Origin of the sequence: Nostoc sp. (assembly GCF_036917375.1) — a bacterium.
GTDB lineage: Bacteria > Cyanobacteriota > Cyanobacteriia > Cyanobacteriales > Nostocaceae > Nostoc.
Genome location: NZ_JBALDN010000044.1, coordinates 31,716 through 57,662, shown reverse-complemented (window position 1 = coordinate 57,662; position 25,947 = coordinate 31,716). Strand labels below are relative to the sequence as shown.

Below are 25,947 nucleotides of genomic sequence, written 5' to 3'. Positions count from 1 at the left end.
AACATCAGTGATTCACAGGCACTTTATGTACTAATGATACGGAGAGTTCTAAATTTAGCTCCTGCTATTTTTGCTTTTCTCCTAACACTTCGTTGTCCAGATATATTACTATCTCCTGGGCAATTACTCAAAAATCCATTCGGTTTTCTACTTGATATATTTATAGATCAGTTCATTATAGTAGTTATTGCTATAGTTCTTACAGCAACCTATCTTATCTTATTAAGTTACTTAGACAATCGAAGGAGATATTGGATTGCTGTTAATAGTTATCACGCCATTGCATACATTAGAGTGACTTGTCGAAGTACTTACTCTATCCTAAATGAGTTATATGTTCATCCCGCATATCGTTATCAAGGTGTCGGTTCTCGATGTATTCAGTATCTTTCCGAAGTGGTGACTAAACCAATCTACGTTCTTCCTGGTATAGGGATACGAGGATTTTACGCCCAGCTAGGTTTTTTACCTGTACCTAACGACGATGTGCCTCAAGAGATATCTAATTTAAGTAATGCATTGTTGATTCTACGCTAGCTTTAATGCTAATACTTTCACTACGCGATCGCCTGGTAATTGCCGCTATAATTTCCACACCAGTTATTGTAGCAATAAATGCCTCATTGTTGAGAGCCGGATCATTTGCGACAACGCACCCTAGATTAGAGATGCGATCGCCTGCTGATATGATGAAGGTGCATTGGGATTTGCGATAACGCACCTTATGGGAGGGATGCGATCGCATTACGACTGTGGACACACATCAAATACCAGTTGTGAACGATAGAAACACACATCAAACTCCAAAAAAAAGTTCATACGTCCTAGCAACAAAGGTACATCATTAGACAAACTCCACGCAAAAACTAAGCGAACAGGCTCAAACGATCCAATCTGAGCAGATAGAAGCAAACCTTTTGCTTCAACGGGAGCCAAATTACCAGCCAACATTACAGAAATCGTCTGTTCTTCCCAAATTGCGCCTAGCTGGACACCAATACTGTATGGCAGAACGTTGACACTTGCTCCAGTATCTAACAAGCCTGAAACGTCTACTGATGAGTTACGATAGGTTAATATTAATGGTAGCTTTGGCAGCGCATCAGGAACACCAAATGTATCGTATCCCTCTGTAAAGGAAAATCTTTGAGGATTAACCATTGTGCATTTACTCGTCTGACTCTAGCAGTTGAGCAAGTTGATGTGCAGCTGCGTGAGAATTAAGTGGCGACGAAATAGGGTAAGTTGCTCCTTGCTCTAATGATGGTTCCTCATCTCTAGATAATTCTGAAACTAAAAACTGCATAACTTTCAGTTTGTCTGCACGAGTTAAATTTCGCAAGGTGGGAAATAGCTCTACGGCGTTCATAATTGTCATGCTGGAGATGATTCAACATTTCTATCTTTCCACAAATTTCCAGTTGTTGGGCAAGTTTATGTGCGACTGCGTAGGAATTAAGCGGCTTTGAGATAGTGGTGCATTGCACTTTGCGACAATGCACCCCAAATTGGGAATGCGATCGTACTATTGCACATGCCAAAAGAAATCTTTTCCTGGCTTGTTCCCTTGCCAACCAGCACTTAATGCCTTTTGAATAGACTGAGCAACCTCGGAGGGCAAGACAGGTTTCCTAAGCTCTATAGCACTATATGAACCACTCATGTGATAACGAGGGAATATCAGAACCAGTACTGCACCATAGCAATTAAGCTGTTGAACTGTAACGATAACTCCTAATTCAGCATCCTCTTGATTCTGAGTTGGTTTCGGAGGATATCGCCAACGATAGCTAACTCCATCTACCATAATGCGACGGGAACCTTTTTTAGGAAATGCCATAAATGCAACGGATATTTAAGATTTATAGTATTCTGTTACAGAAAAGCAATGTCTACGACGGGCTACACCTACACCCAAACTCTTCACTAGTGTATTTTAAGGTAGGGTGTGTTGTCGCGTGACACAATGCACCGCATCAACTTTAACTCTGCTTATAAACTATTTCCATTTTCAACTTTTCAATCTCCAATCTTAACTTGTCATTCTCCATTCTCAACTTAGCATTCTCCTCTCTAATCAACTCAACTTCATTCCTCTTACTCAACGCCTGATTAATCGCCAACTTCCGCATATCTAGCGAAAACCAACGCTGATAAGTTTGGGTGTGAACTTGCACACTATGCCCCAAATTATCTGCTGCTGCTTTAATTGGTATCCCTAAAATATGTGCCCGAATTGCCCAAGCGTGGCGTAAATCATAAGGTTTAAAATCTAATCCTATCTTACGGAACCACCAACTAACTCGCTGTGTTAGCGCCGTTATGTCAGCATGATTTGTGTTATCCTTTTTAGCGATCGCACTCCTCAACATCTCTAAATACTTCGGATTTCTCAAATCAAAATCCTCAATCCATTGCCTATATAATGGTAATGCTTGTCTCTCACCAGTCTTACAATCTTTATCAACTTTCCATGTCAAATCTGTATTTTCTTGACTCAACCACCAATCAATATCAGGATTAATAAAAAGTTCCCGTGGACGTAAACCAAAAACTGCTAACATTCCATAAGTCCAACGCCAAAGTTGCCAGCTATCTTGAACATTTTGATTAACTTGATTACCTCTGTTATTTTGATAATCTTCAAACTTGATAATTCCCTCAGATATTTCTGCATCGGTTGGTATATTTCGGGAATTATTCTCAGGCATTTTGGAATATTTAGATAAATCAATTTCGATATTGAATGTCACACAAAATGCTGCGATCGCTCTGGCTGCATTATACTTAGCCCATTCTTTATCGATTTGTTCAATTGAACCGATCAGATTTTCCGCAGTTGCCAAATCTTGAGGATTAGTAAATCTCTTGGTACGGGAAAAGTAATAAAAAAAAGTATGCTCGCTTTTAGTTGTGCGTTTGTGAGTTTTAAAATATTCCTCTTCAAATTTTTCAAGTAATTTCCCTATAGTTTGAAAATCTTTTTTAATTGTCTCATTTCCTAAATATTTATCATTCCATTCAAAAGTTTTACGAGCGATTAACTTCCCTAATTCATAAGCTTCTTCCTCAGCCGTCTTGAGTCCATCCAAGTTAGCGGGAATATTCAAACTGAGATTGTATTGCTTTCTTCCAGTTCCATTACTGTCCTTGTCTCCTGGTTTAATTGGTAACGTCGCTCGTAATTGCAGACTTCCATTCGATTCTCTAATTGTCACCTTTGCTTTTGCAGACTTCAAACGCAGATTAACTTTCTCTAATTCTAGTAGTACTTTCGTTCTCATGTGTTCTTTTTGCTGCTGTGCTTGCAGAGATGAGCAAAAAAACGGGCGATTGTTTAATCGCCTTGGCTCAGGACAACATTTAGATGATGCGTGAGTTCTGAACCTAGTTATGCTGTGTTTTTAGCCTATATTTAGGCTAAAAATAAATGTGTTCTCAGAAAACAATGTTTATCGCTGACACTGTTTACTGCAAACATTAGACACTTGAAAAGAATTAAACCACAAAAAGGATTACTCCGGCCCTTATCACGGTTATGACGGCTTTGCCATCTTCGCTCGTGATATGGACTTGGCACTCAACAGCCCAACTTGGTCATTAATTGGCGCTCCTTGGAATGAAAAAGCTCAGGCTAAGAAGGCTGAAGCTAAGGCTAAGGCTGCCGTCTAGGGAAATGGGAGAGAGCGATAAGTAAGGATAACCTGGGGCTAAAACCCCAGGGGGGAGTTGGGAATCCAAAATTCAAAATTGAAAGATTAAAATTTCTTTTGATTTTTGCATTTTGAATTTTGAATCATATTCCCATCTCCCACTCCCGCCTCAAATCCTTATTCCTCAATCAGTAAAAGAATTCAGTAAGCTTGGAGTCCAGAAGAAATGCCTCAGAATCCAGAAAAAATTCAAGATCACGTCGAGTTATTCCACCAACCTGAGTACCAACAGCTATTTGAAAACAAAAAGCAGTTTGAAAACGGTCACGAAGCCGAAGAAGTACAACGGGTTGCAGAGTGGACAAAGGGTTGGGATTATCGTGAAAAGAACTTCGCTCGTGAAGCTTTAACCGTTAACCCTGCTAAAGGCTGCCAACCACTAGGAGCAATCTTTGCTGCTGTTGGTTTTGAAGGTACTCTACCTTTCGTTCAAGGTTCTCAAGGTTGCGTTGCTTACTTCCGCACCCACTTAACCCGTCACTACAAAGAACCATTCTCTGGTGTATCTTCTTCAATGACTGAAGATGCAGCCGTGTTTGGTGGTCTGCAAAACATGATTGACGGGTTGGCGAACTCTTACCAACTCTACAAGCCTAAGATGATTGCTGTCTGCACCACCTGTATGGCAGAAGTAATTGGTGATGACTTACAAGCCTTCATCAACAACTCTAAGCAAGCTGGTTCAGTTCCTCAAGATTTCCCAGTACCTTACGCTCACACCCCTAGCTTTGTCGGTTCCCACATCACTGGTTACGACAACATGATGAAGGGAATTCTTTCTAACTTGACCGCAGGTCATAAGAAAGAAACCAGCAATGGTAAAATCAACTTCATCCCAGGTTTTGACACCTACGTAGGCAACAACCGCGAAATCAAGCGGATTGCTTCTTTGTTCGGCTTTGACTACACAATTCTAGCCGACAACAGCGACTACTTGGATTCACCCAACACAGGTGAATTCGATATGTACCCAGGTGGTACAAAGCTAGAAGATGCAGCAGATTCAATCAATGCGAAAGCTACGATCGCTCTGCAAGCACACTCTACACCCAAAACCCGCGAATACATCGAAAAAGAATGGCATCAACCAACCTCAGTTTCCCGTCCTTGGGGCATTAAGGGTACTGATGAGTTCTTGATGAAACTCAGCGAATTGAGTGGTATTCCCATTCCTGAAGAATTGGAAATCGAACGCGGTCGTGCAGTTGATGCCATGACTGATTCCCACTCATGGATTCACGGCAAGCGCTTCGCTATCTACGGCGAACCAGATTTAGTATACAGCGTAGTTGGCTTTATGCTAGAAATGGGTGCTGAACCTGTGCATATCTTGGTTCACAACAGCAACGAAGTATTTGAAGCAGAAATCAAAGAATTGCTTGCTTCTAGCCCCTTCGGTCAACATGCAACTGTTTGGCCTGGTAAGGACTTGTGGCACATGCGTTCACTGTTGTTCACCGAACCAGTAGACTTCTTAGTTGGTAACACCTACGGTAAGTACCTGTGGCGCGACACCAAGATTCCCCTCGTGAGAATCGGCTACCCCATCATGGATCGCCACCACTTACACCGCTACGCCACCATTGGTTATCAAGGTGTGATCAACCTCCTCAACTGGACTGTAAACACCCTGTTTGAAGAAATCGATCGCAACACCAACATTCCTTCTAAGACAGATATTTCCTACGACTTGATTCGTTAGAAATTGCGTAGAAACACAACGTGTTAATTAAAGGGTGAAGAAGGGGAGTCGGGAGTCGGGAATCGGGAGTCGGGAATCCAAACCCAATGCCCGATGCCCAATCCCCAATCCCCAACTCCCCTTTTTCTTGCTAGCATTTACCGAAGGTATATATAGATGGAAACCATCAATCACACTCACGAACATACTCACACTCATCCTCATCCTAATTACCATCCACCTAACCAGAAAAAACGAGGGTGGTTCAACAATCTTCTTAATCCGTTGCGCCGTGTGGTGGATGAAATTGAGGTTAAAAATAATCGCATCGCTCATCTAATTTGCCAAACAATTCCTTGTTGTTGTCCCTTTGAGCGACAAATTAAATTATTTGGGAAGTGTATTGATATCCCACCACTATGTAAACTCAATCCTTTATATGACGAATTTGTAGGATTGCGTTTCCGCGCTCTATCTTACCTGACCGATGTCTGTGGAGAGGATGTCACAAAATACATTTGTTAGTCATTGGTCATTAGTTATTAGTCATTGGTAGAGACGCGATTAATCGCGTCTGTACAATAGTCAATTCAAATGACAAATGACAAAGGACAATTAATAATTAAGAGAAGAGAGATGAAAAGCACCCAAGGCAAAATCAACGAGCTGCTGACTGAGACAGGATGCGAACATAATCAGCACAAACAAGCGGAAAAGAAAAACAAGTCTTGCGCCCAACAGGCACAACCTGGCGCGGCTCAAGGGGGCTGTGCCTTTGATGGTGCAATGATTGCTCTAGTGCCGATCGCAGATGCTGCTCATTTAGTCCACGGGCCGATCGCCTGTGCTGGTAATTCCTGGGGCAGTCGTGGTAGTCTGTCGTCTGGCCCTCAACTCTACAAAATGGGCTTTACCACTGACTTGGGTGAAAATGATGTCATCTTCGGTGGCGAAAAGAAACTCTACAAAGCAATTTTGGAACTTCACGAGCGCTACCAACCAGCAGCAGTATTCGTCTACGCCACTTGCGTTACAGCCTTAATTGGCGATGATATCGATGCTGTCTGCAAAGCTGCGGCTGAGAAAATTGGTACTCCTGTTGTTCCCGTCATTGCTCCAGGATTCATTGGCAGTAAAAATCTCGGCAACCGTTTTGGTGGTGAATCTTTATTAGAATATGTTGTCGGAACAGCAGAACCGGAACATACAACGCCCTATGATATTAACTTAATCGGCGAATACAACATCGCCGGTGAAATGTGGGGAGTAACACCACTGCTAGAAAAATTAGGCATCCGTATTTTGTCTAAAATTACGGGCGATGCTCGCTACAATGAAATTCGCTACGCCCACCGTGCCAAGCTCAACGTCATGATCTGCTCGCGAGCGTTGCTCAATATGGCGAGAAAGATGGAGGAGCGTTACAACATCCCTTACATTGAAGAGTCTTTCTACGGCATTGATGATATGAATCGCTGTCTGCGAAACATCGCCGCTAAATTAGGCGACGCTGATTTACAGGAGCGGACAGAAAAATTAATTGCAGAAGAAACGGCTGCTTTAGATTTGGCATTGGCTCCTTATCGCGCTCGACTCAAAGGTAAGCGAGTTGTGTTGTATACAGGTGGTGTCAAGAGTTGGTCGATTATTTCGGCTGCTAGAGACTTAGGCATTGAAGTTGTTGCTACCAGTACTCGAAAAAGTACTGAAGAAGATAAAGCCAAAATCAAGAAGTTGATTGGCAACGATGGCATCATGCTGGAGAAAGGCAACGCTCAAGAATTGTTACAACTGGTTAAAGACACTCGCGCAGATATGCTGATTGCTGGTGGACGTAACCAATACACAGCTTTGAAAGCTCGAATTCCTTTCCTTGATATCAACCAAGAACGTCACCATCCTTATGCAGGTTATGTGGGAATGATTGAGATGGCGCGGGAATTGTACGAAGCTCTGTATAGCCCGATTTGGGAACAAATACGCAAACCCGCTCCTTGGGAAGAAGAGGAGGAAGTTTAATGGCGATCGTTACCGCTTCTAACAAAGCACTGACAGTTAATCCCCTCAAGCAAAGTCAAGCTTTGGGCGCAACCTTAGCCTTTTTGGGATTGAAAGGGACAATGCCCTTATTCCACGGTTCTCAAGGTTGTACTGCTTTCGCCAAAGTTGTGCTAGTACGGCATTTCCGGGAAGCGATTCCCCTAGCTACGACGGCGATGACGGAAGTCACTACAATCTTGGGTGGTGAAGAGAATGTGGAGCAAGCAATTCTGACTCTGGTGGAAAAGGCTAACCCGGAAATTATTGGTTTATGTAGTACTGGGTTAACGGAAACTAGAGGCGATGACATCGAGGGTTTTCTAAAGGAAATCCGCGATCGCCATCCCGAATTGAATGATTTAGCGATCGTTTTTGCACCTACCCCAGATTTTAAAGGTGCGTTGCAAGATGGTTTTGCTGTCGCTGTCGAAAGCATAGTTAAGGAAATTCCTCGCGCGGGTGGACTCAGAACTGAACAAGTCACAGTTTTGGCGGGTTCTGCCTTCACACCTGGAGATGTACAGGAAATCAAAGAGATAATCACGTCCTTTGGACTAGTGCCGATCTTTGTACCTGACCTTGGCGCTTCTCTAGATGGTCACTTAGAGGATAATTACAGTGCGGTTACAGTCAGTGGAACTACCTTAAAACAGCTACGAGAAGTCGGTAGTTCTGCCTTTACCCTGGCATTGGGTGAAAGTATGCGGGGGGCTGCCAAGATTCTGGAAGAACGCTTTGGCACACCTTATGAGGTGTTTGGCGAACTGACAGGATTAGAACCAGTAGATGAATTTATCCAAGCATTGGCGATTCTGAGCGGTAACAGCGTACCCGAAAAATACCGCCGCCAACGTCGTCAGTTGCAAGATGCAATGTTGGACACTCACTTTTACTTCGGTGCAAAACGAGTTTCTCTTGCGCTGGAACCAGACTTGTTGTGGTCAACCGTGCATTTCCTGCAATCGATGGGAGCGCAAATTCATGCAGTGGTGACAACCACGCGATCGCCTCTCTTAGAAAAACTCCCGGTTAAAAGCATTACCATCGGCGATTTAGAAGACTTTGAGAGTCTAGCGGGTGGTTCTGATTTGCTGATTGGTAACTCGAATGTGGGTGCGATCGCAAAACGCCTCTCGATTCCTCTTTATCGTTTAGGATTGCCCATTTATGACCGTTTAGGTAATGGTCAATTTACTAAAGTTGGCTATCGAGGCACGATGGAGCTTTTATTTGGCATCGGCAACCTATTTTTAGAGGCAGAAGAAGCGAGAGTTAAACAGTTCCAAGAGTTCGGAACTGTGAGCGCAGAGTTTTGAATTCACACTTGAAATTCAAAACAGTTCAGTTAAGAGTTGATCCTCCCTAACCCTCTTTTTTAAGGCGTGGATACACAAGTCGAATTACCCCCCTTAATCCCCCCTTATAAAGGGGGGAAACAATAAATCAAATCTAGTTCCCTCCCCTTTATAAGGGGAGGGTTAGGGTGGGGTAAAAACTTAGTTAATCAGCTATTTCAGACTTGTATATACACCGGAGCTTTATAAGGGGGATCTTCCAAAGCTAAATATTACTAACTGAACCGTATTGCTTCAAAATTCAAAACTTTAGAGAGGAGAATTACAATGAAAATAGCCTTCACGACGAGTGACCGAGTTCATATTAATGCTCACTTCGGATGGGCAAAAATGATTGATGTTTACGAAATTACCGATGAGGGATATCACTTCGTAGAAACCCTCACCTTTGAAGGCGAACTCAAAGAAGATGGGAATGAAGATAAAATCACCCCAAAACTTGAGGCAATAGGCGACTGTACGATTATTTACGTAACAGCAATTGGTGGTAGTGCCGCCGCTCGGTTAATCAAGAAAGGTGTCACCCCAGTGAAGGCGCGATCGGAAGAAGAAGAAATTAGTGAAGTCCTAAACAAGTTAGTGAAAACCCTCAAAGGTAATCCTCCACCTTGGTTGCGTAAAGCTTTACAGCCAAAAACCAAAAACTTTGCTGACGAAATTGAAGACGAAGCAACAGTATGACCGCAAATAATAGTGTGAACGGAACCGCTACAACTGAAGTCTTGAACTCACCTTTTCTGAAGGTATTAATTAAACAAATCCGTGGTCAAGACAGCTATGGAGTTTATCGTACTTGGTCGGATGAGTTGATTCTTAAACCCTTTATTGTTACCAAACAAAAGAAACGGGAAATCTCCGTTGAGGGCGAAGTTGATGCGGTAACTCAAGCCCGGATTATGGCATTTTTTCGAGCTGTAGCGGCTGGGATTGAACAAGAAACAGGTTTGATATCACAGGTTGTAGTTGATTTGAGCCATGAAGGATTTGGCTGGGCGCTAGTTTTTTCTGGTCGTCTTTTGCTAACTGTGAAAACCCTGCGAGATGCTCATCGCTTTGGCTTTGACTCGCTAGAGAAATTAGCAGAAGAGGGAGAAAACTACGTCAAAAAAGGTCTTGATTTGGCGAAGCGCTTTCCGGAAGTTGGCAAAATTTAAGAGTGCTGAGTGCTGAGTGCTGAGTGCTGAGTGAAGAGTAAATAGTGAAGAGTTATAAATTAAAAATTATATAATTAATTTATAACTTTCAACTCCTAACTTCTAACTCATAACTTATAACTTATAACTCATAACTCAGCACTCAGCACTCAGCACTGAAAAGGAGTGGCTGATTGTGCAAGCAGAAGAAACAAGTATTGAGGAACTACAAGGACAAATCAGACGGCTTAACAGCAAAGCAGGTCAAATGAAAATGGATCTGCATGATTTAGCTGAAGGTCTGCCAACAGATTACAACCAACTTATGGATGTTGCCGCCGCAACTTATGAAATCTATCGCAAGTTAGATGAACTGAAGCAACATCTGAAAAAATTGGAGAATGCTAAATGACTGGAACTATTGATGAATTCAAGAAACTCGTAGATGCAGAAGAATTTTTTCAATTCTTTAACATGTCCTACGATTTAGAAGTTGTAAATGTAAATCGTCTACATATTCTGAAAAAGTTCTCTCAATACATGCAAGAAATTGATGAGAATTCTCCTGACTTGAATCAAGAAGAGAGACTAAATCAATATTCTTTGGCTTTGCAAAAAGCTTATCAGGTATTTGTCGAATCAACACCTCACGAACAAAAGCTGTTTAAAGTGTTTAACGACAAGCCGAAAAATGTAGTCACACTGACAGAAATCACTTCTGATTAGGAGGTATAAATTGGTTAACCTAACGCCTACCGAATTAGAACGCTATCGTCGCCAAATGATGCTTCCGAACTTTGGCGAAACAGCACAGAAACGCCTAAAGTCAGCGACAGTTTTGGTTACAGGTGTGGGAGGATTAGGCGGTACGGCGGCGCTTTACTTAGCAGTAGCGGGCGTTGGGCGGCTAATCCTAGTCCGGGGTGGTGACTTGCGGCTAGATGATATGAATCGTCAGGTTCTTATGACTGATGATTGGGTAGGTAAGCCAAGGGTATTCAAAGCTAAAGAAACTCTGGATGCGATTAATCCTGATGTCCAAGTGGAAGCTGTTCATGATTACATCACCCCGGAAAATGTAGACTCGTTAGTGCAATCTGCTGATATGGCTCTTGATTGCGCCCACAACTTTACAGAGCGCAATTTGTTAAATGAAGCCTGTGTACGATCGCGGAAGCCAATGGTGGAAGCCGCAATGAATGGGATGGAGGCTTACCTGACGACGATTATTCCTGGTGTGACTCCTTGTTTATCTTGTCTGTTTCCAGAAAAGCCTGATTGGGATCAGCGCGGCTTTTCAGTTCTAGGCGCTGTTTCTGGGACACTAGCTTGTCTAACAGCTTTAGAAGCTATCAAGTTGATCACCGGGTTTAGTCAGCCTCTATTGTCGCAATTGCTGACAATCGACTTGAATCGGATGGAATTTGCTAAACGCCGTTCTCACCGCGATCGCTCTTGTCCAGTATGCGGTAATAGTGCGCCTTGGAGACACGCGCAATCCAATTCGATGGAACCCACAGCCACAGGTATTGTACAAAATACTTAATTTTTGTCCCCACCTGAAATCAGAACAACTAATCGCTACAAATCAGGAGACTTCATGGCCGTTATCTTATCAGAAAAAGCAGAATTTCATCTGCGGACATTCCTCAAAGGTTCTGCATCCGACGCTAATGGCGCAACTAAAGGTGTCCGCATCTCTGTAAGAGATGGTGGTTGCAGTGGCTACGAATATGCGATCGATATCACCAGCAAGCCTCAACCAGATGATTTGGTAAGTCAGCAAGGCAAAGTGCTAGTTTACGTTGATGCCAAAAGTGCGCCGTTATTAGACGGAGTTATTGTTGACTTCGTTGAGGGAGTGATGGAAAGCGGTTTTAAATTCATCAACCCCAATGCAACTGATACCTGCGGTTGTGGAAAGTCCTTTAAAACAGACGACGGTACGCCTACTGGTGTACCTTGCGGCCAAAGCTAACATCATTTCGTTAGTGCTAAGTCAATTGTAGAGATTTCCCATAAACACACTCCGCAGAGTTTCAATGCTCTTGAGGTAGCTTCTAGTTCGCTTTGCATCCCTTACCCCTATAGGGAAGCAAGAAGTAGGATAGGTTGCTCAAAAAAATCGGAAATTAGACCAACTGTATAACGTTTGAGGAGAATCTGAAAATGGCTACCTACCAAGTTAGATTAATCAACAAAAAAGAAGACATCGACACCACAATTGAAGTTGACGAAGAAACCACCATCTTAGAAGCAGCAGAAGAAAATGGTATTGAGTTGCCCTTTTCATGTCATGCAGGATCTTGCTCTAGCTGTGTTGGTAAAGTTGTCGAAGGTGAAGTTAATCAAGAAGATCAAAACTTTCTAGATGACGATCAGGTTTCTAAAGGATATGCTCTACTTTGTGTAACTTATCCTCGTTCTAATTGCACAATTAAGACACATCAAGAAGCGTATCTAGTTTAAACTATTACTTTGGTTGCTGTTTTTAGCGACCAAATAAAACATAAAGGATGAAGGATGAAAATATACTTCCTTCTTCCTTTCAAAATTTTTAATTTAGAATTAAAATGTTTACCAGTTTTAGTGTTACTGGCTGTTCATTAGAATTATTGAGAACAGAAGAGCGAGGAATCGTAGCTTTTTGCAAAACTTCGGATAAAACAATCTTGGAAAAACTTATATCAATGGGAATAATAAAAGGAACTCATGTTACTTTAAAACAAAACTTTGCCTCTTTTATTATCAATATCAAGAATAGAGATTTTGAAATAGATATAGAAAGTGTTAGAACAATATATGTTCGCATTATTGATAATTCTATTAATTAACCTTTATGTATAGCTTTACTTAATTATTTCTGAAAAATCAAATACCCAACTTCTTAAATAAGTCGGGTATTTATGATTTCCAATTTTTAAAAATTTAATATAATTGCTGCAATTACCCTTAATTAAGCTACGGCACTCTTTTTATAACCACTTTTATAAGTTAGTTGCTAAATTATATAAGTGTAATTTTATATGAAAAATAGAGCGGCTTGCAAAGGAAGCCAACTCTATTTTTTAATCAACAGCAACTATCACATCTGATGATTTAATCACAGCATAAGCTTGCTTACCTTCTGCAAGTGATAGCTTTTCTGCTGATGATTTTGTGATGATTGACACCAACTCTACTCCTGGCGCTAATTCTAAAGTTATCTCAGTATTAACTGAACCATGTACAACTTTTTTGACAGTACCCTTAAGAGAATTACGAGCGCTAATTTCCATGTTTTTTCTTCGCTAAATTGAACTATTTATACCTTAGTAAGTTAGCAAATTTTGATTTGAAAACCAGCTTTCTTTAAGATATCTTAATAATTTTGAAATAATTCTAATTTACTTAACAGTAGTATCTCTGCTTGACGAATATTACAAAAATTGGCAGGGCAGTCATTTGCTGCAAAAAGCAAGATAAAAATTTAAAAGCCTAACTATTGATGGATATTATCATCAATTTAACAGAGCTATTTAGTTATGTATAAGCACTGAGGTTATAACATATCACCGTACTTATAATAACTAGACTAAAAGAGGTTTATATTGTGCAGGATAGAGTGAATACAACAAGACCAAATCTATTTTTTGAACACTTAAGTTCAGGTGTAGGCGTAGGATTTCCTGTTCCTAAAGACTGGTTGCCAATAACAAGTTTTCCTTTACTAATTATAGTAGGCATGACTGGTGTGGGAAAAAGCACAATCACAAAAGCTTTGGCTGAAGAAGGCTTGGATTTCACACTTTTACCTAATCGTCGTGTTTTAACCGAACGCGTAATAATTGCGCCGATGTTAAAAATGCAAGAGAAACTTGTGCAACCCTATTGCCGGATTAAACGCCTAACTTATACTCGCATTTATCGAGAACACTTTCCTGGTGGAATGGGTCACATTTTAGCTTCGCTACACATCAATCCACAAGAAGTCAACTCTATGTTAGTTTTCGATAGTTTGCGTGGTGAAAATGAGGTTCGCTATGCAGCTAAAGCTTTAAAGAATGCTAAATTTGTAATGTTGACTGCACCAAATATGGTGCGTTTAGAAAGACTTCTGAAACGTCATGATTCTTTCGATCGGATTGCTTATCAAGAGTTAGATAATAGTAGGCAAATTTTCCCAGAAGCACTGACAAACTTTGCTAGTTTGGGCGTACCAGAGGCTTCTGCTTATTTTACTCTTAAAGAAGAACAAGAAATCTTAGAACTTGTAGGTAAACAAGTTGTCACAGGTGTAGAATTGCGAGAAAAACTAAAAATATTTGTCGAAGAAAGTCAGAACTATGATTCGGTTTCGACGGAACAGATTTTAGAAGCGATGGATACAAGCGATCGCTCTCTTATAATTGATACTATAGCCAGTCCCCAAGAATCAGCCAAAACAATTATTTCTCAATTACGCAAATCTGTTAATATAAAAACTAACAAGTGAATATCCTTAGTAAGAATTAGTATAGGGATTGCTCAATGTCGCTATCTGAATTTGCAATTGTAGAAAGTACTCTCCGTGAAGGCGAACAATTTGTCAAAGCCAATTTTTCTTCAGATGATAAAGTCGAAATCGCTGAGGCCCTTGCTGCATTTGGAGTGGAATATATAGAGTTAACGTCACCAATTGCTTCACCTCAATCTAGACAAGACTGTGAACGATTGTCTCGGTTAGGCTTGCCATCCAAAATATTAACTCACATTCGCTGTCACTTAGAAGATGCTAAAGTCGCTTTAGCCACAGGCGTCGCTGGGATTAATTTAACTATTGGTAGTTCTTCTTTGATGCGTCAGTTCAGTCATGGCAAAAATATTAATCAAATTATTGATTTAGCATCTGAAGTTTTAACTTTTATTCATCAACAAGCTCCCGATATTGAGTTACGGTTTTCGGCTGAGGATTCGTCACGTACTTCTATAGAAGATTTAATCACAATTTATTCCGAGATTGAAAAATTAGGAATTGTCAAACGCATAGGAATTGCCGATACAGTAGGAATTATTACGCCAATGCAAGTATTTGAATTAGTGAAGACTTTGCGCCAGTTCACTAATTTAGATATTGAGTTTCACGGCCATAATGATACAGAATGTGCAAATGCTAACAGTTACACAGCACTAGAAGCGGGAGCAACTCATATTGACACTTCTGTTCTGGGCATTGGCGAACGCAATGGTATCACCTCACTAGCTGGATTTATCGCTAGGTTATATGCCACAAATCCAGAGCAGATTAAGTCGAAATATAACTTAGATCAACTTGGTTACTTACATGAACTAGTTGCAAGAAAAGTTGGAATTTCTATTCCTTTTAACCACTGTGTTTTTGGGGAAAGTGCTTTTAGTCATAAAGCTGGCATTCATACTAAGGCTATGCTTAATAACTCTGAGACTTATGAAGCTATTAATCCCCGGAGTTTCGGCGTAACGCGCTCAATTTTAATCAATCATAAATTGGCTGGAAAACAGGCGGTTAATCACCGAGCTAATGAATTAGGACTTTCTTTTAATTTATCCCAGCTTAAAGATATTACCAATATGCTGAAAACTTTAGCTGATAAACAAAGTCTTACTATCGAAGATGTAGACAAGATTTTATATTCTTATCATTGCCAGTAAATTTAAAACTATATACACTTACTACTTATATTTAGGAATTTTTGAAGAAATTGGGGATTTAAATTCACCTTCATAACATATCTGCTATTAATCTATTTTATCAAACAAAACTGTAAGAATTACTGCTTTCCTATTATTCATCAAGCTTTTTTAAGAAAAATATCGGGCGATCTTTATAAATGATTCATAATTTAAACTTATAAAATTGATAGCATATATGTAAGTTTAAATAATTTAGATAACATTTTTAAAACAATGGTGAGGAATGCTCACCATTCTATTTACCAAGCAAATTTATACAATACAGTTTAGTTAGTGCCAAAAACCTTGCAATGTGTAGGTTGGGTTAAGCAAGGCGCAACCCAACCTACAATTTTACTTAACTGAACCGTATTGATTTATATCAATAAATTAGCAGAAATAAAGTTAACTAAGGAATACTGATGAATCAAATCAACAGTCAAAGTTTGAGTGAAGCAACAACCCAATGGCTAATACTAAAAGGCTATAATCTTGATGATTTAAATCAGCCGGGTGAAAATGGCGATACAGCTTTAATGAAAGCGACAAGAGAGGGAGTTTATGCAATCGTCAAAGAACTAATTGATGCTGGTGCGGATATCAATGCTCGAAATAGCGATCGCAACAATGCTTTGTGGTTTGCTTGTTTTGGTAATCACTACGATTTAATTAATTTACTCTTGGCTGCAAACATTAACATTGACAACCAAAATGATAATGGTGCAACTGTTTTAATGTATGCAGCATCAGCCGGAAAGACAGAAGTCGTAAAATTACTTTTACAACATCATCCTAATTTATATTTAAAAAACTTAGACGATTATAAAGCAATAGATTTTGCTAGCAACGTAGAAGTCTTAAGGATACTTAAAAATGCCATCCAGTCAGATATCGGGCAAAGCTTATCATGACACTACCAAGCATTCTTACTTATCGGTACAACTCGATCCAAATTATGTAGATGCTTCAACACAGCCATCTTCATTTAAAGTTTATCCCAAGTTTTATCGGAGAGTGAAATTAAATCTCAATAATCCTGTTCACTCTTTCATCTCATTAACCAGTGCGGTAACACTAGAAAAAGTATATAAAGATGGCCCTTATAAATTGCGGGTGAATCCATCAGCAGGCGCTCTGTATCCTACGGAAGTTTACGTACAGGTTCGCGGAATTGAGGGAATGGTAAATGGTATATACCATCTGGAAGTTGAGAATAATTGTCTAACTCTCATCTATGAATTAATAGATGATGGGTTAGAGAATTATATTATACCGGGGAAATGTATCAACGGATTCATCTTTTTAATTAGTTGTGTTTATTATAGGTCTAGCTGGAAATATCAAAATAGAAGCATAAGGTATTGCTTCTTAGATAGCGGACACCATTTAGGTGCGATCGCAGCTTCAGCTTTCCTCCACAACCGAGATATACAACTGATTTTTGATTTTGATAAACTTACTCTCAATTCAGATTTGGGTTTTGAGAATAAAGAGTTTATTACTGCTTGTGCGGTGTCAGGAGAAATACAAGACAAGAAAATCAGAAGCTTAAGGCTGAAAGTTCCTTTTGTGTCTGGTACTGATTATTTTGAATCCAATCAATTTATTGAAGATGCTTATCAAGCAACTGCTCTAGAAAAGAGTCGTCAGCAGAAATTAGAGTATCCTCAATTTGATTTCGATCGGGATAAATTTTATCAAACTGTTTGGGATAGACGTTCTATTAGACGTTTCCGGAAAGAGTCTATTTCTCAAGAAGATTATTTATATGTAGTGCAACAACTTCAACAGTCAATACCGACAGAAAACTATGAGGAAATAGAAATTTACTCAGTGGTGCATCGAGTAGAGGGAATGACACCTGGGTTATATAGAGGTACACATCTGGTTAAAACTGGTAATTTTAGTGAAAAGACAGGTTACTTATGTATTAATCAGGCTATTGCTAGAGATGGCGCTGTAACTTTATTTTTTGTGTCAGATTATTTAAATTATCAAACTGCTATGCAAATAGCTGGTTTTCTCGGACAAAGGCTTTATTTAACTAGTAATTATTTGGGAATTCACTGTAGTGGAATTGGTGCTTATTATGATGACGAAACCCAAGAATTATTAGAAACGAATAAAGATGTACTTTATGGAATGGTGATTGGAATATAAGCAGGAAGCTAAAGAAAGATGGCTAGAAAGATGTATTACTTCAATGGTGATGACTCACATCCTATGCAACCGACATCGGCAGATATTATACTGCGTCAGCAACTAGAGGATTCTATTAGCAGATACTTTTATGATGCGTGCGATCGCACAATTCAAAATCTGCTGTCTGATTGTCGGTGGTATGTCACAACCCACGCCAATGCTCTGACATTGGTAATTGAATGTCCCGATCAAGTTATTAATTGGCGTGTTTTACAAAAAATTGTGCCAATGGGGACATTACTATATGGAATTGTTAACAGTGCTAAAATCCGTGTTTGTCCGCCAGAGAGTCAAGGCATACCTTTTGAAATGAGGGTAGATGAACTTTCTGTTTATCGGGATTGGGCTTGATTCTATTTTGGATTGTTAATTAAAAGTTGATATTCTGGCTGATAAGTGCAGCTACCTCTTCAAAAACCAAATCAGCAGAATGTTTGACAACAGGACTTAACTCTAGTCCCAAACCAAGATTTGCCGCTTCAATTAAATAAACTGTTACATCTTCGGGAAAATCATTTTGAAAGATTTTCCGCCCGGCGGCTAAAGCATTATCCCAACGAAAATCGTGCAAGTTATAACTAGGTTCGGGCATTGCTTCCAGTTCTTTTCCTGGAACTTTAAACACAGCACCAGGTTCAGAACCAGTTGAACTTGCATCAATAATTACTAATTGTTTACTACCTCTAGCTTGAAACATTACTTCCATCCCTGCTGTGCCACAGTCATATACTTGCACATGAGGATGAGGTTTTTCAGCTAGATATTTTTGTAAGCGTTGAGCAATGATTACGCCTACTGCGTCGTCACTGCGATTTAGATTGCCGCAACCGATAATAGTTAGCATTTTTTGTACGCCAATGTCTTCAGCCGTCACTAGCGCGATCGCATAAAGTACAATAAGTCAAAGCAATTCTTTCCTTTTGTCAAGCGTATGGATACTTTGACTACAAATAGACAAACATTAATTGAGGCAATTAATGCTCTTCCAGATGAAAAATTAATTGAGCTAGCAAGCTTTGTTGAATATCTTCAATATAAATCGACAAGGCAAAAAGAAGTAAACAATCATGGGTCTTCTTTTTTAATGTCTATTGCAGGATTAGGAGCTTCTGCGGAAACTGATGTCTCAGAACAAGATGAAGATATATTAAAAAATGAGATTGATTCTGTACGTGGTTGGGGTCTTAAAGCAGATGATCGTACATGACAGCAATCCTGGATACAAGTTTCTTATTTGCACTTACTAACAAGAGCGACCGCAATCACTCTCGTGTTTTTACTGTCGCAAAGACGTTGAGTGAACCATTAATTTTACCAACCTCTGTTCTTCCTGAAGTTTGTTACCTAATTTCGTCTAGACTGGGACATCAAGTAATGCGTCATTTTTTGATTGAACTTGCAGGTAGCGATATTCGACTGGAATCAATTTACTTTGAAGATTTAGAGCGAATTAATGAAATTCTGGAACAGTATGCTGATAGTCAGCTTGATTTTACGGATGCAACGATTATTGCACTAGCAGAGAGAGAGAACATCAATCGTATCTTGACGCTTGATCGGCGTGACTTTGGTTTTGTTCGTCCGAGACACTCTGATTATTTCGAGTTATTGCCATAATCTGCAAAATAGGAGGCTCTGACTTATGAGACAGACAAAGCCTCTGAAAATAAATTATCAGTCGAAAACTATAACTCTACACCATGTTTCTTGGCAACTTCAGTCAGTTTCTCATACTGATGTTGTGATGCTTGAGTTAATATCTCTTCAGCCTGTTCTTTAGTACTTCCCTCTTTAGGAATTAAATACTTGACATAAAGAGATACAAAATCAGCAGCGATCGCTAAACCAGATAAAGCGTGTTGGTCAGCTTCCTTACCTGCGATCGCAGCTACTAAACCGGCTTTAATTGGGTCTGGTTTAACTTTCATGAACTGCTCGACAAGTTTAGAAACGTAGTCTTCTGGTGGCAAATTATCTAACTTACTTCTATCAGGAGTAAAGTTACATTCTGCGGCTTGAGCTTGCTCTAAAACACACCATTCTATGTATTCTTGCAATGCTGCATCGGGAACGCGAGGGAGATAATTATGTAGCGCTAAATCAGACACAAGCTTACCGTGTAAATTACTGTTTTATGCAAATGCATTAAGGCAAGCCTAACTCACTATTTCTATAAGTTTTAGTGTGTTACGCTACGAGTTTAGAATATGAGACATTGGGAATAGGGCATTGGGAATAGGTTATTTCTCTTTCATTTTCCCCAAATTTGTCTTTTGGGCAATCACTAAGGTATATGGCCAATCCAGTAAACTATAAAGTGAGCGTTGTCGATGATTGTGATGTGAAAACTTTTACTGCGATCGCTGAAATGGAAACTGAAGGCGCAATCTCACAAGCTGAATACGATATTTATACTGCTATTTGTCAAGAGACGAATTTATTTTTATTTCATCGCCCCGATACAGTCTTCAATGACTACACGGGTGACGCTCCATTTCACAAATATCACAACGAGCAGCCACGCTTCTCTGGTGCATTCAAGTATAAGTGTTTAAGAAGCAAGGGCATGATTGAAGATTATGAAGTGAAAAATACGCGTGAGTGGCGTTTGCAGAAGCGATTTAAAGTTGAAAATGGATATCGCTTTGTCTCAGAGCTTGAACCACAGGAATTTAAAAAAGCTCGTGGAATTTTTACCTTATCACGGGTTGGATTTAGTGAATCATGTGATTATGGGCTTGTTCACATTGCTTACTCTGCATGTGGATACTACTTATTGCTTCACTTCAATGGAGCTATTTGGCAACGGCAGGTGTATTTTATGTCTTATGTTGTATGAATGGAGTAAGTAGATTCACAATAGCTGCTTAGGAAACTATAAACTACAAAAATTTCGGTGTCTTACCCTATGACTAACGCACCTGATAATTAAATTAAGCGCGTAAGTCCTAGAGATATTGTGATAATAGTAAGTTAATGATGTTTTTACCAGAAGGTAAGGTGATTATGGCAATCACATTAGATAAAGCTGCATCTGGGAATATGACTCTTGAGGAGTTCTTTAATTATGACGATGGTACAGATGCAATGTATGAGTTTGAAGATGGAGAATTGCTTCTGATGACGGCCGAGAGTGAGATAAATCGACGAATTGCCATGTTTATCCTTGTCTGCTTTGTGCAACTGGGTATTCCTGCTTATCGGCTGTCGATGAAAACGGAAATTATGACTACTGGCTCACGGGTGCGCGTTCCTGATTTAGTGGTGTTTTCTGAAGAGTTGGCGACGGCGATGGAGGGGGCTAAACGATCTACGGTAATGCCAGAGATGCCACCGCCGTTATTAGTGGTTGAAGTGGTGAGTCCAAATCAGAGTAGTCGTGATTATCGCTATAAGCGATCTGAGTATGCAGCACGGGGTATTGTTGAGTATTGGATTGTCGATCCGATACAACAGCGAGTGACAGTTCTGGAATGGGTAGAAGGTTTTTATGAGGAGAAGGTGTATCTAGAAGATAGTGCGATCGCTTCGCTTGTATTTGCCGATCTAAAGTTGACTGCTGTTCAAGTTTTGCAGTGCCATTAACGACGACTAAATGAGTCTTGAACAGCTACAAGAACTGATGGATTGAAGAAACGGTGATAGAAAGCCAGAAGAATTTTGAGAATTAAGCAGTCCGAAAACGCGCCAACTCTTCACCAGTCTTCGCATCATGGGCGTGAACTGTACACACCAAGCATGAATCAAACGATCGCGCCACATGACCAACTTCCACCGGATCGCTAGAATCGTAAATCGGTGTCCCAATTAAAGCTTCTTCAATGGGGCCGCGGATTCCTTCACTATCACGAGGGCCGATATTCCAAGTACCTGGAGCAATCACTTGGTAATTTTTAATTTTACCGCCCTCCACTTCTACCCAGTGACTTAAGGAACCTCGTGCTGCTTCCGTTGCACCCCAGCCTTTGCCATCTTTTTCTGTGGGTTTAATATACCAAGGGTCGTTTAATTTGAATTCGCGCAAACAGTGTTCAGCTTGGCGATATAACTTGACAATTTCGTGAACTCGTGCTAGCTGACGCACATGAATACTAGCACCACCCATTCGTTTGAAGACATCGAGGATGAAGGGGTCGTAGTGTTGCCAAGATTCGCCATGCTTACCACCAGCTACTAATTGCCGGGCTAAAGGGCCAGCTTCCAAGCGTCCGAAGTCTTTGTGCAGGACTGCACTCGCCCAAGAGTAGGCGTTATCGAAGTCTTTGGTATTATTCGCAGTGGGTTTAGTGGTGCGATCGCTAGGATGAATATCTGCTGTCCCTTCATCGTACCAGGAGTGAGTTGTATTCTCGCGGGTAAATGACTGATCCATTAAAGTGTGAGTGTCTGCGAAGCTGTCGTACACTCCACTTTTCATAATCATCGCCGCATTTCGCCCTTCAATAGTCGGCTTTTGGTATTTATCTTCATGGGCTAAATATCCCCAAGTGACATATTTACCAACACCAGCGCCATATCTATCTAAACCGATATCTAAACCCATCCGCCAATAGAAACCTAAGTCGGAATCTCGATGATTGCGGTTTTCATCTAACCAATCTTTAAAGTCATCATAAGTTTGGATTTGTTCGTAGCGTTCTAAAGAACAACCTAACCACACTGGTTCTAACCAATTGGTGCGGAAATATTCGAGAAGCGCCCAAGCGCGGGTAATATCTGTAAGGGTAGGGGCGCACATCACACCACCAGGAACCATATAACTGCTGTGGGGCCATTGTCCGCCTAATAGTGCATAAATTTCTACAGGTTTAGCGGAAATTGTTATGCCTAGTTCATAAGATTTGCCTGTGAAAGCAGCAAAGCGTCTCACAGCTTCCTCATAATAGCGACTATGGCGGTATTTTTTATTGGTTAAATCAATGGCAAACAAACCATAAAAATAGCGGGGGATGCTTTGAATTGTCTCGACAATTTGACCGAGATTTCTTGCCAAAATTGCATTGCGCGGAACTTCTGTTTCCCAGGCTGTATCTAATGCCCAAGATGCACAAGTTAGGTGAGAACCGCCGCAAATGCCGCAAATGCGAGGTGTGACAATTAATCCAGCTTGGGGGTCTTTACCGCGGAGGATAACTTCAAATCCGCGAAATAATTCGGCGTGTGTCCAAGCATTAACTACTCTGCCATGTTCAATATCAACTCGGACATCTAAATCGCCTTCAACTCTACCGACGGGCGAAATGTCTAATGATTGAATTCCCATTTGTTATTTGTCCTTTGTCATTGGTCACTTGTGACTTGTCGTTTGTCATTCGTCATTGGTAATTATTCACTCGCCTCCCTGTAAAATGGTCGAACGTGTGAAAGGTTATAGTCATTGGTCAAATCACAAAGGACAAATGACTAATGACTAATGACCAATGCACTAATGACTAAACTGTAAAAAAGTCTTCTTCTGCCCAAGGTGGTGCTGCATCTTTGGCGACCATTGTGAGTAAGGCGTAGTCTTTTTTGTTCACCCCTGGCGGTAATTCTTTGGGAACTCCCATTACTGTTTGGGTTTTGAATACGGTTCCTGGTTTGAGGTCAAAGAAGGGAAATTCTGGTTCGGTGCAACCTAAACAAGGCATTCCAGCGCGAGTTTTGGAAGAGACGCGGTTCCATAAGATGCGGTTGCAGGAAGAATGGGTCATGGGGCCGCGACAACCCAAATCGTAAAATAGGCAGCCTTTACGTTGTCCAAATTCGGCGGTTGAGGCTTTGTAGGCAAAGTGAACGTTGCGGGTACAACCTGTTTGGGTGTAGGTGTTAAAGAAAGTTTGGGGACGATTTAGTTCATCAAAAGCAATGTCTGCTATGCGTCCAGTAGCGATCGCTACTAATATCTGCGTTATCCAGTCGGGATGGGCGGGACATCCAGGTATATTAATTACAGGTAATCCGGCTTGTGAGAGAAAATCTTTCCCTAAAAAGCCGCCTTCTTGACGCTTGAGAAATTGCAAACCTTCTGATTCGCTGGGGTTGGGTGACATGGCGGGAATTCCTCCCCATGTGGCACAATCTCCCACCGCGACGATAAATTTAGCAACTTTGGCGAGGTCTGCTAACCAATCTTTCATGGCGCGATCGGCAAACCGATTCCATTCGCCAGTACCATTGGGGGCGTTGACAACACTGCCTTCAAATACCAAGATATCTAGGGGAATTGTCTCAGAAATGCAATCCCGCAGCAGTTTTTGTAAGTTATCGCCTAGTTCCAATCCCAAAGAGGGATGCCAAAGTAACTTGATACCAAAATCAGCGATTAAATCGCAGACTGTCGGTTCTTCAGCGTTGAGGAATGACATGGTGTTACCCGAACAAGCACCACCCTGTAGCCATAGTACGTTAGTCATCGGCTATGCGTTTTTCTATTGTTTCCCATGCATGATGTAGGTGATAATGCTTGTAAAGTCTCACCTGTTTATCAATATTTATTTTTCAATACTAAGATATTTTTTGATTTAATTCTCTTTCATTAAAAAAGAATTAATCATTAACAACAGCTAAAAAAATGACGAGCTTATTTTAAATTATTATGTTTGTTATACTCGTAACAGATTTGACAAATAAAAAACAGTAAAAACAAAATTATTATTTTTTACTTACTGACATTAAATAAGCTTGTGTACTGAATTGATTGCTGCTAAAAGCCTGTAATAATTACCGTTAAATGTTAGTTAGTGCAAAAGGATAAGTATTTTAAGCAATCAGATTTTAATGGAATAATCGAGTCAAATTCAGCAAAATATTGGGGTAAAAAGTCTTGTACCCCGTCAGCTATATATCAGTTTTTTAAGATTTTGGTTGTGCAGCTTGCCTAACAACTTGTTCGTCCAAGCTTAAGCCTTGAGCTATCTGCTCAATACTCAACCCAAATGCTAATAATTGGGGTATCGTTTTTAACTTAGCTTCTAACTTACCTTGTTGTTTACCTTCTTCAAAAACTTCTTGGAAAAATCTAGTTTGCTTCAAGTCATTTAATTCAAACATTTTTACTATCTCCTCCCGGCTAAATCGCGGCAACCTTTAGACTAATATCGTCTCTATTAAAGGCACTGTTAAGTCTTCACGCACCCTATTGTTTTAGGATTGCGGTTGTACAGCTTGCCTAACAACTTGTTCGTCCAAACCTAACACTTGAGCTATCTGCTGAATACTTAAACCCAACCCTAATAACTGGGGTATGGTTTCTAACTTAGCTTCTAACTTACCTTCTTGTCTACCTTCTTGCCTACCTTCCTCTCTGCCTTCTTGTTTACCTTCTTGTTTGCCTTCTGCAAAAACATCTTGGTAAAATCTAGTTTGCTTTAACTCATTTGCTCCAAACATTTTTCCGATCTCCTCTTGGGTCAACCGCGGCAATTTGTAGATTAATATCGTCTCTATCAATTGTATAATTTCCCTAATAGTAGCGACATCTGGAATTTGCTGTCGGGCACTGTTGACTATTTCGATAGCTCTTGTTGTCGCGGTTGATTCGGGTTCGATGATGAGTTTAACTGTCTCTATGCCGATTGATGATGTCTCAATTGAGCTTAATTCGTCAAGATAGACGCGAGTCACTCGTTGTGAGTTGAGTAATTCGGTATATCTTTCGGTATCTCCAGTATCAACGCTGCGGTTGGGGTAGATGACAACACCACGCCAATTGTTGGTTAATTCGGTTTTGTCGAGATAATTAAATATTTCGGTAAATAAACGCGAGTAGAACTTTTTGTCTGGTTGAAGTTGCACTTCGGCAAAATAAATGGGTAGTTCTGCTGCATTTGGGAGGAAAACGCCATCGATTCTAAACGCCAGTTGTTTCACTTCTACTGAAGAAAATTGGTAAACACTAGCTAGTTGGGGCGGTTGGTTAATGAGTTCAAAGAAAGTAGTAGGAATACTCTGAAAGATCCGATAGAAGATGCTGTCTGTTTTCAAGGTAGCTTGTTTTACAGTCGTTGATGAATATATTTTACACTTCGAGAATCCCGTGGTGAATCTTTGGAGTATACAAAAATTAGCTGGTAAGATAGTGCATATCATATATGTATGTCAGCAATTCAATAAATAATGTTTGGATTGTGTCGAGTGATGATACAAAAAGTATTTTCAAAATATTAGGTGTT

The 25,947-nt window shown here is 40.3% G+C and carries 33 protein-coding genes and 2 pseudogenes; 23 read left to right on the top strand and 12 right to left on the bottom strand.

The features are described 5' to 3' along the window. The first annotated feature begins 33 nt into the window (after positions 1–33). On the top strand, positions 34–537 hold the full coding sequence (locus V7K45_RS32970) for a GNAT family N-acetyltransferase (protein WP_442941985.1): 504 nt from the start codon (positions 34–36) through the stop codon (positions 535–537). On the opposite strand, the gene V7K45_RS11870 is transcribed toward V7K45_RS32970, so the two are convergent. The 5 genes and pseudogenes from V7K45_RS11870 to V7K45_RS11850 form a co-directional block, all read right to left on the bottom strand. After that, entirely contained in the window at positions 503–760 is a 258-nt protein-coding gene (locus V7K45_RS11870; protein WP_335003552.1) for a hypothetical protein, read from the bottom strand. The genes V7K45_RS32970 and V7K45_RS11870 overlap by 35 nt on opposite strands. Continuing rightward, positions 745–1,161 carry a retroviral-like aspartic protease gene (locus tag V7K45_RS11865; protein WP_335003550.1) on the bottom strand — a complete coding sequence of 139 codons (417 nt, stop codon included), beginning with the start codon at positions 1,159–1,161 and terminating at the stop codon, positions 745–747. Before V7K45_RS11865 ends, V7K45_RS11870 begins: the two co-directional genes overlap by 16 nt. Before the next feature lie 7 nt (positions 1,162–1,168). Further along, a complete protein-coding gene (locus V7K45_RS11860; RefSeq protein ID WP_335003548.1) occupies positions 1,169–1,369 on the bottom strand; it encodes a hypothetical protein in 201 nt (66 codons plus the stop codon). Positions 1,370–1,525: 156 nt separating this feature from the next. Continuing rightward, positions 1,526–1,840, bottom strand: a complete 315-nt coding sequence (locus V7K45_RS11855) for a hypothetical protein (RefSeq protein WP_335003546.1) — start codon at positions 1,838–1,840, stop codon at positions 1,526–1,528. 142 nt (positions 1,841–1,982) lie between these two features. Further along, a pseudogene (locus V7K45_RS11850) lies at positions 1,983–3,326 on the bottom strand (site-specific integrase); the annotation flags it as partial. Between the two features lie 178 nt (positions 3,327–3,504). Here V7K45_RS11850 and V7K45_RS32965 point away from each other — a divergent pair. From V7K45_RS32965 to V7K45_RS11790, 13 genes and pseudogenes are all read left to right on the top strand, one after another. Further along, positions 3,505–3,672: pseudogene (locus V7K45_RS32965) on the top strand (nitrogenase molybdenum-iron protein alpha chain); the annotation flags it as partial. Between the two features lie 207 nt (positions 3,673–3,879). Then, positions 3,880–5,415: a nitrogenase molybdenum-iron protein subunit beta gene (nifK, locus tag V7K45_RS11845; RefSeq protein WP_335003544.1), complete on the top strand. Its 1,536-nt coding sequence runs from the start codon at positions 3,880–3,882 to the stop codon at positions 5,413–5,415. Between the two features lie 156 nt (positions 5,416–5,571). After that, the gene (locus tag V7K45_RS11840) at positions 5,572–5,919 is read left to right on the top strand and encodes a Mo-dependent nitrogenase C-terminal domain-containing protein (protein WP_335003542.1); all 348 of its coding nucleotides are present in this window, start codon (positions 5,572–5,574) and stop codon (positions 5,917–5,919) included. A 111-nt stretch (positions 5,920–6,030) separates the two neighbouring features. Further along, positions 6,031–7,413: a nitrogenase iron-molybdenum cofactor biosynthesis protein NifE gene (nifE, locus tag V7K45_RS11835; RefSeq protein ID WP_114083659.1), complete on the top strand. Its 1,383-nt coding sequence runs from the start codon at positions 6,031–6,033 to the stop codon at positions 7,411–7,413. Next, positions 7,413–8,750 (top strand): nitrogenase iron-molybdenum cofactor biosynthesis protein NifN, encoded by a 1,338-nt coding sequence (nifN, locus tag V7K45_RS11830; protein ID WP_229562934.1) that lies wholly within the window; start codon positions 7,413–7,415, stop codon positions 8,748–8,750. Before nifE ends, nifN begins: the two co-directional genes overlap by 1 nt. Positions 8,751–9,056: 306 nt before the next feature. Continuing rightward, positions 9,057–9,470 carry a nitrogen fixation protein NifX gene (gene nifX / locus V7K45_RS11825; RefSeq protein ID WP_335003532.1) on the top strand — a complete coding sequence of 138 codons (414 nt, stop codon included), beginning with the start codon at positions 9,057–9,059 and terminating at the stop codon, positions 9,468–9,470. After that, entirely contained in the window at positions 9,467–9,943 is a 477-nt protein-coding gene (locus tag V7K45_RS11820; RefSeq protein ID WP_100900532.1) for a NifX-associated nitrogen fixation protein, read from the top strand. The genes nifX and V7K45_RS11820 overlap by 4 nt, the downstream gene beginning before the upstream one ends. Positions 9,944–10,118: 175 nt before the next feature. Further along, the gene (locus V7K45_RS11815; protein WP_190911014.1) at positions 10,119–10,334 is read left to right on the top strand and encodes a CCE_0567 family metalloprotein; all 216 of its coding nucleotides are present in this window, start codon (positions 10,119–10,121) and stop codon (positions 10,332–10,334) included. Then, on the top strand, positions 10,331–10,648 hold the full coding sequence (gene nifW, locus V7K45_RS11810) for a nitrogenase-stabilizing/protective protein NifW (protein WP_335003527.1): 318 nt from the start codon (positions 10,331–10,333) through the stop codon (positions 10,646–10,648). The genes V7K45_RS11815 and nifW overlap by 4 nt, the downstream gene beginning before the upstream one ends. Before the next feature lie 10 nt (positions 10,649–10,658). Next, entirely contained in the window at positions 10,659–11,468 is an 810-nt protein-coding gene (locus tag V7K45_RS11805; protein ID WP_335003525.1) for a HesA/MoeB/ThiF family protein, read from the top strand. Between the two features lie 54 nt (positions 11,469–11,522). Then, positions 11,523–11,900: a HesB/IscA family protein gene (locus V7K45_RS11800; RefSeq protein WP_335003523.1), complete on the top strand. Its 378-nt coding sequence runs from the start codon at positions 11,523–11,525 to the stop codon at positions 11,898–11,900. A gap of 191 nt (positions 11,901–12,091) precedes the next feature. Beyond that, positions 12,092–12,391: a 2Fe-2S iron-sulfur cluster-binding protein gene (locus V7K45_RS11795; protein ID WP_012407188.1), complete on the top strand. Its 300-nt coding sequence runs from the start codon at positions 12,092–12,094 to the stop codon at positions 12,389–12,391. A gap of 104 nt (positions 12,392–12,495) precedes the next feature. Continuing rightward, positions 12,496–12,756 carry a FeoA family protein gene (locus V7K45_RS11790; protein WP_335003520.1) on the top strand — a complete coding sequence of 87 codons (261 nt, stop codon included), beginning with the start codon at positions 12,496–12,498 and terminating at the stop codon, positions 12,754–12,756. A gap of 234 nt (positions 12,757–12,990) precedes the next feature. Here V7K45_RS11790 and V7K45_RS11785 read toward each other — a convergent pair whose 3' ends face one another. Beyond that, on the bottom strand, positions 12,991–13,200 hold the full coding sequence (locus V7K45_RS11785; RefSeq protein WP_322667910.1) for a TOBE domain-containing protein: 210 nt from the start codon (positions 13,198–13,200) through the stop codon (positions 12,991–12,993). Positions 13,201–13,526: 326 nt separating this feature from the next. Between V7K45_RS11785 and V7K45_RS11780 the strand changes: the two genes are divergently transcribed. From V7K45_RS11780 to V7K45_RS11760, 5 genes are all read left to right on the top strand, one after another. Beyond that, positions 13,527–14,396 carry an AAA family ATPase gene (locus V7K45_RS11780; RefSeq protein ID WP_335003518.1) on the top strand — a complete coding sequence of 290 codons (870 nt, stop codon included), beginning with the start codon at positions 13,527–13,529 and terminating at the stop codon, positions 14,394–14,396. Between the two features lie 35 nt (positions 14,397–14,431). Further along, on the top strand, positions 14,432–15,571 hold the full coding sequence (locus V7K45_RS11775) for a homocitrate synthase (protein WP_335003515.1): 1,140 nt from the start codon (positions 14,432–14,434) through the stop codon (positions 15,569–15,571). 443 nt (positions 15,572–16,014) lie between these two features. Then, positions 16,015–16,503 carry an ankyrin repeat domain-containing protein gene (locus V7K45_RS11770; RefSeq protein ID WP_335003513.1) on the top strand — a complete coding sequence of 163 codons (489 nt, stop codon included), beginning with the start codon at positions 16,015–16,017 and terminating at the stop codon, positions 16,501–16,503. Next, entirely contained in the window at positions 16,466–17,752 is a 1,287-nt protein-coding gene (locus V7K45_RS11765; protein ID WP_335003511.1) for a nitroreductase family protein, read from the top strand. Before V7K45_RS11770 ends, V7K45_RS11765 begins: the two co-directional genes overlap by 38 nt. Positions 17,753–17,770: 18 nt before the next feature. Then, complete coding sequence (locus tag V7K45_RS11760; protein ID WP_292819455.1) at positions 17,771–18,145, top strand: hypothetical protein; 375 nt, start codon at positions 17,771–17,773, stop codon at positions 18,143–18,145. Positions 18,146–18,164: 19 nt separating this feature from the next. On the opposite strand, the gene V7K45_RS11755 is transcribed toward V7K45_RS11760, so the two are convergent. Next, entirely contained in the window at positions 18,165–18,638 is a 474-nt protein-coding gene (locus V7K45_RS11755) for a hydrogenase maturation protease (protein WP_335003575.1), read from the bottom strand. Positions 18,639–18,725: 87 nt separating this feature from the next. On the opposite strand from V7K45_RS11755, the gene V7K45_RS11750 reads away from it, so the two are divergent. Then, entirely contained in the window at positions 18,726–19,001 is a 276-nt protein-coding gene (locus tag V7K45_RS11750; RefSeq protein WP_118163684.1) for a DUF2281 domain-containing protein, read from the top strand. Then, complete coding sequence (locus V7K45_RS11745; RefSeq protein ID WP_335003508.1) at positions 18,998–19,411, top strand: type II toxin-antitoxin system VapC family toxin; 414 nt, start codon at positions 18,998–19,000, stop codon at positions 19,409–19,411. The genes V7K45_RS11750 and V7K45_RS11745 overlap by 4 nt, the downstream gene beginning before the upstream one ends. Before the next feature lie 68 nt (positions 19,412–19,479). On the opposite strand, the gene V7K45_RS11740 is transcribed toward V7K45_RS11745, so the two are convergent. Further along, positions 19,480–19,902, bottom strand: coding sequence for a hypothetical protein (locus V7K45_RS11740; RefSeq protein WP_335003506.1), 423 nt, complete (start codon positions 19,900–19,902; stop codon positions 19,480–19,482). Between the two features lie 185 nt (positions 19,903–20,087). Between V7K45_RS11740 and V7K45_RS11735 the strand changes: the two genes are divergently transcribed. Together V7K45_RS11735 and V7K45_RS11730 are read left to right on the top strand one after the other, a co-directional pair. Then, positions 20,088–20,633 (top strand): hypothetical protein, encoded by a 546-nt coding sequence (locus V7K45_RS11735; RefSeq protein WP_335003504.1) that lies wholly within the window; start codon positions 20,088–20,090, stop codon positions 20,631–20,633. A 137-nt stretch (positions 20,634–20,770) separates the two neighbouring features. Beyond that, positions 20,771–21,379, top strand: coding sequence for a Uma2 family endonuclease (locus V7K45_RS11730; protein ID WP_442941983.1), 609 nt, complete (start codon positions 20,771–20,773; stop codon positions 21,377–21,379). An 82-nt stretch (positions 21,380–21,461) separates the two neighbouring features. Here V7K45_RS11730 and V7K45_RS11725 read toward each other — a convergent pair whose 3' ends face one another. The 4 genes from V7K45_RS11725 to V7K45_RS11710 form a co-directional block, all read right to left on the bottom strand. Further along, positions 21,462–23,057, bottom strand: a complete 1,596-nt coding sequence (locus tag V7K45_RS11725) for a nickel-dependent hydrogenase large subunit (RefSeq protein ID WP_335003502.1) — start codon at positions 23,055–23,057, stop codon at positions 21,462–21,464. A gap of 169 nt (positions 23,058–23,226) precedes the next feature. After that, positions 23,227–24,189 (bottom strand): hydrogenase small subunit, encoded by a 963-nt coding sequence (locus tag V7K45_RS11720; RefSeq protein WP_335003500.1) that lies wholly within the window; start codon positions 24,187–24,189, stop codon positions 23,227–23,229. A gap of 439 nt (positions 24,190–24,628) precedes the next feature. Beyond that, positions 24,629–24,826, bottom strand: a complete 198-nt coding sequence (locus V7K45_RS11715; protein ID WP_335003498.1) for a hypothetical protein — start codon at positions 24,824–24,826, stop codon at positions 24,629–24,631. A 93-nt stretch (positions 24,827–24,919) separates the two neighbouring features. Then, positions 24,920–25,759, bottom strand: coding sequence for an Rpn family recombination-promoting nuclease/putative transposase (locus V7K45_RS11710; protein ID WP_335003496.1), 840 nt, complete (start codon positions 25,757–25,759; stop codon positions 24,920–24,922). Positions 25,760–25,947 lie beyond the last annotated feature (188 nt).

What these genes read in the sequence shown, in the direction of transcription:
- V7K45_RS32970 (WP_442941985.1), top strand. Translation starts at nt 34, where the DNA reads ATGATACGGAGAGTTCTAAATTTAGCTCCTGCTATTTTTGCTTTTCTC.
- V7K45_RS11865 (WP_335003550.1), bottom strand. Translation starts at nt 1,161, where the DNA reads ATGGTTAATCCTCAAAGATTTTCCTTTACAGAGGGATACGATACATTT.
- V7K45_RS11860 (WP_335003548.1), bottom strand. Translation starts at nt 1,369, where the DNA reads ATGAACGCCGTAGAGCTATTTCCCACCTTGCGAAATTTAACTCGTGCA.
- V7K45_RS11855 (WP_335003546.1), bottom strand. Translation starts at nt 1,840, where the DNA reads ATGGCATTTCCTAAAAAAGGTTCCCGTCGCATTATGGTAGATGGAGTT.
- nifK (WP_335003544.1), top strand. Translation starts at nt 3,880, where the DNA reads ATGCCTCAGAATCCAGAAAAAATTCAAGATCACGTCGAGTTATTCCAC.
- V7K45_RS11840 (WP_335003542.1), top strand. Translation starts at nt 5,572, where the DNA reads ATGGAAACCATCAATCACACTCACGAACATACTCACACTCATCCTCAT.
- nifE (WP_114083659.1), top strand. Translation starts at nt 6,031, where the DNA reads ATGAAAAGCACCCAAGGCAAAATCAACGAGCTGCTGACTGAGACAGGA.
- nifN (WP_229562934.1), top strand. Translation starts at nt 7,413, where the DNA reads ATGGCGATCGTTACCGCTTCTAACAAAGCACTGACAGTTAATCCCCTC.
- nifX (WP_335003532.1), top strand. Translation starts at nt 9,057, where the DNA reads ATGAAAATAGCCTTCACGACGAGTGACCGAGTTCATATTAATGCTCAC.
- V7K45_RS11820 (WP_100900532.1), top strand. Translation starts at nt 9,467, where the DNA reads ATGACCGCAAATAATAGTGTGAACGGAACCGCTACAACTGAAGTCTTG.
- nifW (WP_335003527.1), top strand. Translation starts at nt 10,331, where the DNA reads ATGACTGGAACTATTGATGAATTCAAGAAACTCGTAGATGCAGAAGAA.
- V7K45_RS11800 (WP_335003523.1), top strand. Translation starts at nt 11,523, where the DNA reads ATGGCCGTTATCTTATCAGAAAAAGCAGAATTTCATCTGCGGACATTC.
- V7K45_RS11795 (WP_012407188.1), top strand. Translation starts at nt 12,092, where the DNA reads ATGGCTACCTACCAAGTTAGATTAATCAACAAAAAAGAAGACATCGAC.
- V7K45_RS11790 (WP_335003520.1), top strand. Translation starts at nt 12,496, where the DNA reads ATGTTTACCAGTTTTAGTGTTACTGGCTGTTCATTAGAATTATTGAGA.
- V7K45_RS11785 (WP_322667910.1), bottom strand. Translation starts at nt 13,200, where the DNA reads ATGGAAATTAGCGCTCGTAATTCTCTTAAGGGTACTGTCAAAAAAGTT.
- V7K45_RS11775 (WP_335003515.1), top strand. Translation starts at nt 14,432, where the DNA reads ATGTCGCTATCTGAATTTGCAATTGTAGAAAGTACTCTCCGTGAAGGC.
- V7K45_RS11770 (WP_335003513.1), top strand. Translation starts at nt 16,015, where the DNA reads ATGAATCAAATCAACAGTCAAAGTTTGAGTGAAGCAACAACCCAATGG.
- V7K45_RS11765 (WP_335003511.1), top strand. Translation starts at nt 16,466, where the DNA reads ATGCCATCCAGTCAGATATCGGGCAAAGCTTATCATGACACTACCAAG.
- V7K45_RS11760 (WP_292819455.1), top strand. Translation starts at nt 17,771, where the DNA reads ATGGCTAGAAAGATGTATTACTTCAATGGTGATGACTCACATCCTATG.
- V7K45_RS11755 (WP_335003575.1), bottom strand. Translation starts at nt 18,638, where the DNA reads ATGCTAACTATTATCGGTTGCGGCAATCTAAATCGCAGTGACGACGCA.
- V7K45_RS11750 (WP_118163684.1), top strand. Translation starts at nt 18,726, where the DNA reads ATGGATACTTTGACTACAAATAGACAAACATTAATTGAGGCAATTAAT.
- V7K45_RS11745 (WP_335003508.1), top strand. Translation starts at nt 18,998, where the DNA reads ATGACAGCAATCCTGGATACAAGTTTCTTATTTGCACTTACTAACAAG.
- V7K45_RS11735 (WP_335003504.1), top strand. Translation starts at nt 20,088, where the DNA reads ATGGCCAATCCAGTAAACTATAAAGTGAGCGTTGTCGATGATTGTGAT.
- V7K45_RS11730 (WP_442941983.1), top strand. Translation starts at nt 20,771, where the DNA reads ATGATGTTTTTACCAGAAGGTAAGGTGATTATGGCAATCACATTAGAT.
- V7K45_RS11725 (WP_335003502.1), bottom strand. Translation starts at nt 23,057, where the DNA reads ATGGGAATTCAATCATTAGACATTTCGCCCGTCGGTAGAGTTGAAGGC.
- V7K45_RS11720 (WP_335003500.1), bottom strand. Translation starts at nt 24,189, where the DNA reads ATGACTAACGTACTATGGCTACAGGGTGGTGCTTGTTCGGGTAACACC.
- V7K45_RS11715 (WP_335003498.1), bottom strand. Translation starts at nt 24,826, where the DNA reads ATGTTTGAATTAAATGACTTGAAGCAAACTAGATTTTTCCAAGAAGTT.